Source organism: Streptomyces sp. NPDC002788 (assembly GCF_053592115.1).
The window spans coordinates 321,486-333,751 of the sequence record NZ_JBSFVB010000007.1 but is presented as its reverse complement, the minus strand read 5'-3'; the positions used below and the strand labels follow the sequence as shown (position 1 = coordinate 333,751).

8 protein-coding genes are annotated in these 12,266 nt (G+C 68.6%); all 8 read left to right on the top strand.

Going from position 1 to position 12,266, the window contains the following annotated elements; translation table 11 throughout:
- Positions 1 to 48: 48 nt before the first annotated feature.
- The 8 genes from ACWD1U_RS16180 (at position 49) to ACWD1U_RS16145 (ending at position 12,260) form a co-directional block, all read left to right on the top strand.
- The gene (locus tag ACWD1U_RS16180) at positions 49 to 435 is read left to right on the top strand and encodes a hypothetical protein (RefSeq protein WP_451107949.1); all 387 of its coding nucleotides are present in this window, start codon (positions 49 to 51) and stop codon (positions 433 to 435) included.
- A gap of 84 nt (positions 436 to 519) precedes the next feature.
- Complete coding sequence (locus tag ACWD1U_RS16175; protein ID WP_451107948.1) at positions 520 to 837, top strand: DUF397 domain-containing protein; 318 nt, start codon at positions 520 to 522, stop codon at positions 835 to 837.
- A gap of 392 nt (positions 838 to 1,229) precedes the next feature.
- A complete protein-coding gene (locus ACWD1U_RS16170) occupies positions 1,230 to 6,194 on the top strand; it encodes a toxin glutamine deamidase domain-containing protein (RefSeq protein ID WP_451107946.1) in 4,965 nt (1,654 codons plus the stop codon).
- Positions 6,195 to 6,446: 252 nt separating this feature from the next.
- Entirely contained in the window at positions 6,447 to 7,280 is an 834-nt protein-coding gene (locus ACWD1U_RS16165) for a hypothetical protein (RefSeq protein WP_451107945.1), read from the top strand.
- 215 nt (positions 7,281 to 7,495) lie between these two features.
- Positions 7,496 to 8,503: a phosphoglycerate mutase family protein gene (locus ACWD1U_RS16160; RefSeq protein ID WP_451107943.1), complete on the top strand. Its 1,008-nt coding sequence runs from the start codon at positions 7,496 to 7,498 to the stop codon at positions 8,501 to 8,503.
- Positions 8,504 to 8,537: 34 nt separating this feature from the next.
- Positions 8,538 to 10,484 (top strand): ATP-binding protein, encoded by a 1,947-nt coding sequence (locus ACWD1U_RS16155; protein ID WP_451107941.1) that lies wholly within the window; start codon positions 8,538 to 8,540, stop codon positions 10,482 to 10,484.
- Positions 10,485 to 10,557: 73 nt separating this feature from the next.
- Complete coding sequence (locus ACWD1U_RS16150) at positions 10,558 to 11,886, top strand: SUKH-4 family immunity protein (protein ID WP_451107940.1); 1,329 nt, start codon at positions 10,558 to 10,560, stop codon at positions 11,884 to 11,886.
- A 59-nt stretch (positions 11,887 to 11,945) separates the two neighbouring features.
- Positions 11,946 to 12,260 carry a hypothetical protein gene (locus ACWD1U_RS16145; RefSeq protein ID WP_451107938.1) on the top strand — a complete coding sequence of 105 codons (315 nt, stop codon included), beginning with the start codon at positions 11,946 to 11,948 and terminating at the stop codon, positions 12,258 to 12,260.
- Positions 12,261 to 12,266 lie beyond the last annotated feature (6 nt).

The following is a 12,266-nucleotide window of genomic DNA, read 5'->3' as shown; positions in this document are numbered from 1 at the left end:
TGCGACGGAAAAGGCAAGCCACGGGGGGCAGTTGTGTCGTCGGACTACATGGACTCCGATCCTCAGGTTCTCAAGACCGAGGGCTTTCACATGTTCAACGTCGGGGTGGACTTCGCCAAGGCCGTGACCCAGCTCCAGACCCACCTGACCGCCCTCGAGAAGGGTGACACCCCGCCGTGGGGCGACGACGACATCGGCGAGAAGTTCGGAGTCGTCTACGAGGGCCTGCGCGACGGCATGTACGAGTCGATGGGCAGCCTGGCGGAACGCTTGGCCGGGATAGGCGTCGCGTTCACCAAGATGGGTGTGGCACACGAGCTGAACGAGGCCGAGCAGGACGGCATCTGGAAGGAGACGATGGCCGAGTACGACGGCCAGGTGCACGTACCCTCCAGTGCCCCGCACGCCAGGTTGCGACCGCACCAGAGCCTGTGATCCGCGAGGGACATGTGGGGGCCTCTCACGACAAGTAGGGTGAGACACACACGTCGGTCGCACGTCAGGAAGAGGCCCAGCAGTATGACCGAGGCACAGAACAACGAGGTCGGAACTCAGGCCGAGGACATCAAGGCGCGCAAGGCGCGGGAGCGGGACGAGCTGTACGCCCTCGACATCTCGGGCGTCGAGTGGCACTGCGCGCCGGGCACCGAGCAGGAAGAGGAGCGCGTCGAGATCGCGTACCTGCCCGAGGGCGCGGTGGCCATGCGGTCCTCTCTGGATCCCGACACCGTGCTGCGGTACACCGAGGCGGAGTGGCGGGCGTTCGTACTGGGCGCGCGGGACGGGGAGTTCGACCTGCAGCCGGCGCCGCACAACGGGGGTGTGGCGGCCGAGTAGGTCTGCTCCTCGTCGTACGAGGGGACTTTCCGGCCGCCGTTCGCAGCAGCGGGCGGCGGCTGCTCTCGCGGCAGACGGTCGAGATATCGGCGTCCCGTACATCTGGTCGGTGAGTCCGAGCAGACGGAGTGCCATACCGGCCGACCCGGCGTGAGAGGACACAGGGAGCGGACCAGGAACCGTACGCGGTGACACGACGTCTGTGACGGGTCAGCCACGCTCGGTCCAACAGTCCGGCCCTGCAACGAATTTGTGACAGCAACCCTCTGAAGTTGCCTGCCGGTGACTCCGTAAGCTGTGGGCACGGCTGTACCTGTGTGTGGTCTCCCGCGACAGGTGAGGGAGTGGTACGGCCGTGTTCGGCTGACCGGGGGGGCTTTGCTGCTGTGGCGATGATGCTGCCGGACGAACTCGAATGGGTTCTCCAGATGCTGGGCTACAAGTGGCCGACGGCCAACGAGGACAAGCTCAGAGACTGCGCCGTCATGTGGCGGGAGTTCGGCGAGAAGGTCACCGAGCTCCACACCAAGGCCAACGACAGCGCCCGCACGGTGACGGCACACAACGCCGGCGAGTCGATCGACAAGTTCACCAAGACGTACGAGAAGTTCGACGGCGGAGGCGGCCAGGACGGTTACCTCCGCAGCGCCGCCGAGGCCGCCTTCCTCATCGCGAACGTCCTGGAGTCCTGCGCCTACCTGGTCGAGTTCGCCAAGTGGGCGGTGATCGCCCAGCTGATCGCCCTGGCCATCCAGATCGCCGCCGCCGCTGCCGCCGCACCCTTCACCTTCGGTCTGTCCTCGGCAGCGGGAATGGGCGCCACCCAGGCCGCCCGCGTGATCGTCCGGCGCATTCTCGACGAGCTCAAACAAGCCATGATCGAGGCGCTCATCGAGACGATGAAGGAGCCCGCGATCTCCGCGGTCGAGGCGATGATCAGCGACCTCGTCCGGCAGACGGTGAACGTCGGCTTCGGCGCCCAGGAGGGCTACGACGTGGGCGCCACCATGAAAGCCGGTGGCGAGGCAGGCCTCGACGCGCTCAGGCAGAGCCCGCAGACGTTCGCCGAAGGCGTCCGTGACAGCCTGGGGCACAAGGCCGGCAGCCGGACTCGGGACGCGATCGACAGCCGTATCGACGGGTATGACGGGCCGTCGGGGTTGTCGGGCGGGGAGGGTGCCGGCAGCGGCGACTCCGGGGCGGGGAGCTCCAACTCCTCGTCGTCCGACTCCTCCTCGTCCCCCAACTCGTCGTCCACTGACTCGGGTTCGTCCGGGTCGGACTCATCCACGTCGACGCGTACGAGCAACGGCAACGGCCCCGGCGTCAACATAGGCAGCGGCATATCCGCCGACACCGGCGGCAACGACATCGGTGCCCCGAACGTGGGTTCCGCCCCCAACGTCGACTCCGGTCCCGGATCCGATGACAGGATCCCGTCCTCCTCGGACACCCCGTACTCGAGGCCGGCGCCCTCTGCTGGGCCGTCCCTGTCGGACTTCGACGACCCCTCCCCCGGCGGAACCTCACCTGGTGGTGCGGACTCCAACGGTTCTGCCGGCACCCCGAGTACGTCCGGGCCCTCGCACTCCGGCGGCGGCTCCCCCGTGTCGGGCCTGTCGTCCCCGACCGCGCAGTCCGCGCCCACGTCCGCGTCGTCCGGCGGTGCGTCGTCCTCGCCCGGGGGCGGTTCGATCGGCACCCAGATCGACGGGCTGGCGGCGACTACACCCACGCAGTCCAACGCGGCGCCCACGCCGACGACGGCCGACTCGTCACCCGCCGGCACCGGCGGCCGTTCGGACGGCGGCTCGGCGATGCCGACGTCGCCAACGGCGCCCTCGACAGGGGGCGCGACTCCGAGCACGCACCACGGCCCGAGCGCCTCCGGCGGCACCTCGTCGGCGACGAGCCCGAATCCCAATTCCGGCCAGGCGAGGAATCCTTCCGTCCCCGCGCCCGGCACGCCGTCCGCTGCCGCTTCCGCCGCTTCTACCGTTACGAGCCCGAGCGCCTCCAACGCCGGTCCGGCGCGGAATCCTTCCGCCACGACGCCGGGCACCACGGCGTCCGCCACGGGAACGGGGCCTGCCTCGACACCGATCCCCACCACACCCTCGACCACGCCACGGACAGCGCCGTCCTCGACGCCGTCGCAGACGCCGGATCCACGAACACCCGGATCCGACGGCCGGACCTCCGCTACGGCGGACAGTCGAATACCGAGCCAGAACACTCCGGGCACCACGCCGGGAGACCGCACGCCACCTCGGGACACTCCGGGCAGGTCGCCGGGCGAACGGAACTCTCCGCGAGACGGCGCCACCACGACGCCAGGCGACCGCACCCCGAACCGGGACAGTGCCAGCACCACGCCCGGCGACCGCACTCCGCCACGTAACTCCGCGGACCCGACCGGCGCCCGTACGCCCGGCCAGAACCCGAGTCAGACCACTCCGAACCAGCACGCGGCCCAGTCGTCGCCCTCCAGGACTCCGTCCGCGTCCACCAGCACCCCGACGGACACGCCTTCCACCTCCTCCAACAACGGCACTGACCGAGCCTCGACCTCGAGCAGCAGCGCTCAGAGCCCGTCAGCTCAGCTCGGCCGCTCTCACTCGCCGGGCACGCCGCCGACACCAAGCAACCCGAGTCAGCCGAGCGCCGGCACCGGCTCCACCCCGCCGCGGCCTCACCAGCCCGCCGGCAACACGCCCAACACCCCGCCGAACCCGAGCCCGAACGACCCCACACCGCAGCAGCCGGCCGCGCAGCCCCACAAGCCGGAGAACGGGCCGCCCGACCGGGACCGGCAGCACCAGGAGCAGGTGACGGCGGTCCCCATCCACACGGTCGTCACGACCCCGGCTTCCGCGCAGTCACCGTCCCACGCGGACCCTGGCACGCCTCAGCACCCAGGTTCGCCCCAGGCCACGCCCAACGGCTCCAGCAACCAGAACCACCCCCAGCAGGACAGCCTGGACGACATCCGCGCCGACCTGGACCACGCCCCGGGAGGCCTGTCCCAGCCCGACCCCGCCGATCAGCAGGCACTGGTCGACGCTGTCCCGCACAACGAGGACGGCACCCCGCAGCGCTTCCCCGACCCCTTCAGCCCCTGGGCCCAGCTCCAGAACGACGGCGGCAACACGGTCCCCGGCCGCAGCAACAACTGCGCCGACTGCTCCCGCTCGTTCCTGGAGACCTGGTACGGAAACCCCCAGGTCTCGGCTCCCCGAACCGTCGACCTCGACGAGAACGGCAAGCACAACCCGTTCACCCCCGAGGACAACGCGAACGACAACCAGATCCGCTGGACCGGCGCCGCCCACACCTACGCCGGGCCCGGCGGCGACCCCGACACCGCCAACACCATCGCCTCCACCCTCCAGCAGGCCGGCCCCGGCTCAGCGGCCATCGTCCAGGTCGACTGGCCCGGCGGAGGCGGTCACGCCTTCAACGTCGTCAACCACAACGGCAAGATCGTCTGGATCGACACCCAGAGCGGCGAGGTCAGCGACAAGCCCCTCCACCTCGACAAGGCCGCACACGTCTGGCACATTCCGCTGGACGCCGACCGCAACCCCATCGACACCAGCCAGGCAGACGACAAGGACTCCGAGGGTCACAACGGCGAGTCGCAGAACCAGAACGACGAGCAGTCCTCTCCGGAGAGCTCTGAGAACAAACAACAACCTGAGAGCACTCAGGCCCCGCCTAGCGACACGCCGGGCGCCACTCCGCAGGACGACGCCCCCGCCGCGGGAAGCGACTCGACCGAGCCGGCGACCTCGCCGGCCCCGGAGGCATCGGACACCACGGATCCCACCCCGCCGTCCACAACCGACCGGAACACGACACCGGACCCTAGGAGGGACGGGTCTCAGAGCCAGACCGGTCGGCCCGAGGGCGAGGGCAACGGCCCGTCCCCGAATGAGGCCACGCGCCCCGACGACGATGGCCGCACTCCCGACGGGGAGGCCGAGCAGCCGACCACAAGGACGGATCACCCGGTAAGGCCGGAGTCCCCGGGGGCCTCCGATACCACCCCGAATGACGAGGGCGACAAGCCTTACACCGAACCTCACGACCGTGGTGAGAGCAACACGTCCGACGAGAGCCGCCGTGTCACCGAGGACGGCCCGGACAGCGACACCTCACGCACGCACGAGGGGCCGGAATCCAAGGGTTCCAAGGAATACGGCATCCAGCCCGACACGCTTCAGAACGAACTGCGTCAGCATCGAGGCGTCCACCGGGTGGAACTGGACCGGGTTCACCACAGCCTCAACCGGTGGGCGGAGTCGGGCGAACTCACGAACGTGCTGCGGGCGACGTCCGGAGACGGTCCACACCCCAACGGGGACGGCCCACGAAGCTTCTCCAGGTCCCATCTCAGCCAGCAGCTGGAAGGGTTCGACCGGCTCTCGAGGGGAGAACAGCAGGCGGTCGTAGCTTCGCTCGCCCGGCTCAGCATGTCCTTCCACAAGGAACACAGCGTGGGCGCCAACCCAGAGCGAGTCAGCCGCCCTTATCGAGGCGAGAACGAGGGCGACCCAGCTCCGAAGACCCCCGACCGGGGCGCCAAGATTTCCAAGGAGTCACTCGGTGTACGACTGCACCGCATGGCGGTCAACCAGCTCTTCAAGAAGGCAGCTCTCAACAAGCTACCCTCCGACGAGGCAGGAAAAGTCAGGCGCAACGGACCAGATTTCAGCGGCAAGAACTTCGCGGTCCTCGAAGTTCAGGGCCCGCCACCGGACCACGAAACCACATATGTCGTGGACTCATCGGTTCCTGCCAATCAAAAATTGCCAGGCGTTCAACCACGTCACTCGGAGCGGCACCTGCTCGAATGGCTCAAACGTGTGGACCCGGAGGGTACTAAGTACACACCGCTCGGGCTCTATACCGAGCGCGAACCGTGCGGGCTGGGTGAGGGACACATGAAGTGCTCAAAAGTTCTCCTGGACGACCGCTTCAAAGGCGTACCAATTCATTACAGCACGACCTACCGGGACGACCCTGTAGGGGTTGCAATACGCAAGCAGATGCTGAAGGGCAGGGACGAATTTCTCGGGAAACTCGCAGGCATGCCGGACGACAAAATCAAGGAACACATGACAGAGTACTGGAGCGAGCACTACAAAGACGATGAGAAGCGACTCGCGAGGGCCTTGAACAGACTCGAAGGCAAGTCAGGCGGGGCACTCATAAAGTCCATCACTAAGGAGTTTGATGTCGAGCGCAAGGAGGCCAGGACCACGAAAGAGCAAGCCATCACCGCTGAGTTCGATCGACACATCGATGCCCTCAGGAACACCTGGGACGCGATCCTCCCCGGGCTGAAGAAGTGACGGCACACAAGTCAGATCCCGCTCCGGGGTACACCCCGACCGCTCCAATGGACCAGAACTAGGCTGTCCCCCATGCCAGAAACCATTGACGCCCTCGTACGAGACCTCTCGGCCAGGGACCGCGCCGTTCGTACTGCGGCCAGGGACGCCCTGGTCGCACTAGGGCCTACGGGTATCGACCGTCTCCTGCCCTACACCCTCGACCGAGGCCCGACGAGTCCCAGGCGTGACGTCCAGTCCATCATTGAACGCATGGGTGACGAGGCGCTCCCACGCCTCCGTGAGATCCGGCGTGAGGGGCCCGGCCGGCTGCGCACCAATGCCCTCGAGATCCTGGTCAACCTGGGTGGCGCTGACGCGCTCGACGAGGTTGACCAAAGTGGCGTGGAACGCCTCGTGCGGATCAAGATCATGGACGAGCTCCCCGTGGAGACCCCCGCTGAAGCCGGCCGCTGGCTGGCCTTCCCCGCTGACCGGCTCGACGATGCCGTAGCCGCTCTCGGCCTGCACGACCTTCGGCCCGCCACCACCATCATGGGCGTGGCCGCAGCCACCCGAGCCACCGACTCGCTGGACTTCCAGGATTCCCGGGGTGAGTCCCAGAGGGCCTACCGGGTCTTTATCACCCCAGAATTCGAGAACTGGCGCGCCGAGGGACAGATCAAGAACTGGCGCATGCTGTGGGGTAATTCCTTCTTGGATGAACTCGACGGCTTCACATTGGCCAATGAGCTCAGCAAGCGATGCGGTGAAGGTCACTTCTACGTCCTTGACCCATACAACTCCGCCGAGAACTGGTGCGTCGCCCGCGACGGCCACACGGTGCGCAGCTACGGCACCCACGCCTACCCGCAGTTCGAAGGGGAACCATTGCCCTTCGAGACCTGGTACATGGAGAACGCGGACGAGGACGAGGACGAGGCCGAGGCCTATGCCGAAGGCGTTCCCGACGCGTTCAAGGTAGCCGACAACCTATCGGTCCACCCCGGCCCCCAACTCGCCAAGTACACCCACGGCCACGGCTGGCTCGCCACCACCCACCCCGACGCGCCCAACTCCCGCTTCAAGGGCGCCCTGCCCATCTGAAGCCCGCACCACCCATGGCCTGAACCGATCGACATCCAAAGGACCTCGACTCATATAAGGAAGACGTTATCAAAGCCGAATTCATCGGCACATCACCGCCCAGCAAAGAACTTGGAAAAAGCTCCGCGCCGACATTCAGGGCTGACCGAGCACCCGCAGTTGCCGTTCATCGACGCCCTTACTCATCTCGGTACACCAGAACTAGGCTGTGCACCGTGTCAGACAGCATCAACGCTCTTGTTCGGGACCTCTGTGACGATGGTCGGAGCGTGTGGCAGGCCGCCGAGGACCGTCTGGTCGCCCTCGGCGCACAGGTGGTCGACCATCTGCTGCCCCATGTCGCAGAGGGCGGGGCGTCACGGCTGAAACGGAGTGCCGAGACCGTCCTGCAGAGGCTGGGCGAAGAGGCATTGCCACGCCTGCGGGAGATCCGACGACAGGGCCCTGGGCCTCTGCGCAGCAATGCCCTGAAAGCCCTGGTAGACCTGGAGGGCGCCGAGAACCTGGATGAGGGTGACCGGCGTGCCGTGGAACGCCTCGTGCGGATCAAGCTCATGGACGAACGCCCGGTGAGGCTCCCGTCGGAGGCCGGCCGCTGGCTGGCCTTCCCAGCCGACCGGCTCGACGACGCCGTAGCCGCTCTCGGCCTGCACGACCTTCGGCCCGCCACCACCGTCATGGGCGTGGCCGCCGCCACCCAGGCCACCGACTCCCTCGAGTTCCAGGACTCACAGGGCAAGACACGGACCACGTACCGGGTGTTCATCACACCGGCGTTCGAGACCTGGCTCGAGGAATTGCCGATCCAGAACTGGCGCCTGCTGTGGGGAGATTCGTTCATCGACCAGCTCGACGGCTTCACGCTGGCCGACAAACTCAGCGAGCGATGCGGTGAGGCCCACTTCTACGTCGTCGACCCCTACAACTCCGCTGAGAACTGGTACGTCGCCCGCGAGGGCCACGGGGTGCGGAGCTTCGGCAGTTACGACCACCCGCAGTTCCAGGGAGAACCCCTGCCGTTCGAGGTGGAGTACCGGGAAGACGCCGACGAGGACGAGGCCGAGGAATACGCCGAGGGCGTTCCGTACGCTCGCACGGCAGCCGACCTCATCTCCGTCGAACCGGGCCGCATGCCCGCCTCCGGTACCCACGGCCATGGTTGGCTCGCCACCACCCACCCCGACGTACCGAACTCCCGCTTCAAGGGCGCCCTGCCCATCTGAGGCCCACGTCCGCGCCTGCGGAGGACAGAAATCGATGACCGATTCAACCGACGGCTACGCGCCACACCCCCACATAGGCGGCCGCACCAACGCCCTGCGTGCGCTCGCGGCCTGGCGCATGGCGTGGCCGGGGGCGCCCCGTGTAGTCGCGCTGACCGGAGACTCCGGCAGTGGGCGTTCGCGTTTGCTCACCGGGTTTCTGATGCTCTGCGATGCCGAATCCCGCAAGCAACTGGATCTCGATCGGCTCGACCCGTCCTGCGTGCCTCCCGAGCTGCCCGCACCCGCCGCGACGAATGCGCGCGGACTGACAGCCCAGCAGTTCCTCTGGGCCCTCGCCGATCACCACGACCTGGCCGTGGCCCGCAGCGAGGACGTCTACGCGGAGCTCGCCGCCATCGGCGAGCCCGTGTCACTGGTGGTTCTGGATGTGGACCAGGCGGGTCCGGTCCGGCACACGGACGAGCCGTCCCACCTAATACGCCACGTACTCAAACCGCTCGCCGCCCTCGAATCGGTCCGCCTGGTGGCGGAGCTGCCGCGGCATCTCGTCACGGAGCTGGCCGAGGGCCTTCCGGCAGGCGCCGTGCAGATCATCGATCTCGACGAGCCCCAGTGGGCCGATCCCGAAGGCCTGGTGAGGCACGCGCAAGCGGCGCTGACACCTTCGTTCGCGGGAGCGGACTTGCCCTTCACCGTGGATCCGGAGGTCCGGCACGCCCTCGCAGCGGCCATCGGGCGCCGTGCGGGCACCAGCCCGCTCGTCGTACAACTGGCCGTCCAGAGCATCCTCATCGCCCCGGAGGGCGTCGACCCGACCGACGAGGGCCGGTTGCCGACCTCTGTCGGCGAAGCACTCGATCTGCACGCCGGACGGCTCGGCGCCGACCCGCGGACGCTACGGCTGATGCTGGCCCCCCTCGCCCTCGCCGAGACCGACGGCATGCCCGCCCGTCTGTGGGCACGGCTGGTGAGCGCGGTCGCCGGGCAGGACATGAGCCAGGCCATCGCGGACGGTATGCCGCTCGTCGCCCCCTTCCTGCAGCCCGTGGAACGGACGGCGGACGCGGGTCGAGACGGAGAAGACGAGAACAGCGGTCAGACGCTGCTGCGCCTCCTGCACCCCGCCATAGGCGACGCGATCCGGGCCGGCCTGCCGAACGTCCGCGCCGCTCAGACGCAGATCGCCATGGCTCTGCTGGAGGCCGTGCCGGAGCAGGACTGGAGCAAGGCCGACCCGTACGTACGCGACCACATCGCCGGCCACACGCTGGCGGCGGGCCTCCTGCCTCAACTCCTGACGGACCCGGGGCTGTTCGTCCACGCCGACCCAGTGCCACTGCGCGCCGCCATCGAGGCCGTCCCCGTGGAGGAGCTGGGCGCACCGGCCCGTACCTATCTGCGGACTGCACCCCTGCTGACCCGTAACGAGGTCTCCGCGCCGTGGCGTGCCGCTCTGCTGGAGACGGCGTTCGTCGAGGACGGACTGCCCGAGTATGCCAACGCCCTGCACCAACTCGGCTTCGAGCTGCCCTGGCAGACCTTGTGGAGCCTGCCCGTCGCCGGCATCAGCGAAGTGACGGTCGGCAGCCTTCCCAGCGCCGAGGGGCCTGGGGCGCCCGTGGCGGTGCTCGTGGTGCCCCCGGGCACTCCGGGCGCGCGCCCGACGAGCGAGGGGGGCGAATCCGCCGTGCTCGTTCATGGCCTGGTAGCTCCGGATGACGACCTTGCGGACCCGGACCTCGGGCAGATCCTGCGCCCGTCCGAGGAGGAGCGCGATGCCGCCCCTCTGGGGCTGAGCCGCGGCGCCGACTACCTTCGTATCTGGGTCCGCGCGAGCGATGAGGTCGTGGCCGCACTGGTCTCCGACATCCCGTTCACCTCCGCCGACCTCTCCCCCGACGGCATCCTGGTCGTCGCGACCGAACGCGGGGCGAAGGCCCTCCGCATCCGCCGGGTGGCCCCGGCGATAGCCTCGTAGACAGGCCGCACGTTCTTTTCCACCCTCTCGACCTCCGCCCTCCCTCGACCGATCACTCCGAAGGAGCCTTCCCGTGACCAGCCAGGAGCAGGCCCTCGCCATCGCCGACCGTTGGCTCAACCCGGAAGGCTCGGCGGAGCCGCGGCGCGAGGTCCGGATGCGGGAGTTCGACCTGGGCTGGGTCGTGTGGGCGGCTGCCGCGGAGCCCGAGCGCGACCCGTTCACCGGGGAACGTCGGCCTCCCGCCGAGATCGGCAACGCGTGCGGGGTCGTGGACCGCCGTACCGGCGAGCTGACGGTCTGGCCGTCGGTACCGGTCGACGAGGTCGTGCAGATGTACCGGCAGCAGCACGGCGGCGCGGCGCACGGCGCGGGAACGCCGGAAGGTGCCCGTCCGGTCACCGGTCCCGGCAACACCGCCGTCTTCACGTACATCGACCCGGCGAACGGCGAGGAGACCACCCTCTTCCGTACCTCCGCTCCTGGCCTGCCCCCCGCCGAGTACCAGGCGTGGGCCGAGCTGCAGCGGATGAACGTCCCCGTCGACAACATCGTGGCCATCCACACCGATCTGCGTCCCAGTCTGCTCCCCGGCGGTTACACGGCCGAACTCCTCAACGCCTTTCGCACCGCCCAGCTCTCGTGCTCACAGACCTATGGGACCCGCCCCGAGGCACGCGCGGAGGGCATCGCGGCGCTGGTCGAGCAAGTCGAGACGATGCACCGGATGGCCGGGCAGCAGCCGCCGCCCCGCCCGCACCGGGTTCCGGTTCCCGCGCAGGTGACGCCCGCGGAGCCGATGCTGGACGTGGCCCTCGGCCGCCATCTCGTCGAGGTCTTCGGCCAGGACGGCGTACGCCGCTACAACGCCGACGACATCGCCGACAGCCCGCTGCCGGAGGCCACCAAGGCGACGCTCACGTGGGCGGGGCTCCCCGCCGACCTCCCCCTCTTCTTCACCGCCGACCGGCCCGACGCCCCTCCGGTCGGCGGCCTGTTCACCGACGTCGCCACGAATCTGCGCGAGCGGCGGAGCCCGGCCGGCGAGGAGAAGATCGGCGCCCTGTCGTATCTGGTGCGGATCGGCTTCGACGGGGTGGCGGTCGTAGCGGTGCAGTGCCAGCCGGGTTCCGGGCAGCCGGACGGCCTGGGCGCGGTCTGGGCGGTGGACCCGGTCACGGCCGAGGCTCGGTACGTGAATGTCTCGGCCGCCGCGTTCGCCCGTTCCCTGGCCCTGATCGCGGCGGTACGGCAGCGGATGCAGGGCCTGGACCCGGTCGCCGCGGGCGGAGAAGTGGCGGCGCTGCAGGAGCAGTTGGTGGCCATCGACGCGTCCGCGCTGGGCAACGCGGACACCTGGTGGTCGCTCATCGTCGAGCAGATGTGGCACGGGCTGTTCTGACCAGACCTGGAAGATCCCGATCGAGAGATCCTCATACCCGACAACAAGGAGAGCACCTCGTGACCTCGGGCAACCCGCTTGACCCCGCACCGCCGACCAGTCCCGAGCAGGCCCTCGCCATCGTGCGCAGCCGGTACGCGGAGCCCAAGCTGTCGGACGGCACCCCTGCCGAGCTGCGCGTCGAGGAGTTCGACATCGGCTACCTGGTGTACGCGGTGTTCCCGCCCGTCACGGACGCCGCGGGACGGCCCCAGCCCGCTCCGCCCGGCGGCAGCAAGATCGTCGTCTCGAAGGAAACCGGCGAGACCGTCACCGTCCCCAACTACCCGAGTGAGACGGCTATCGCGCTGTACCGCAAGCAGCACCAGTCGTGACTCCCA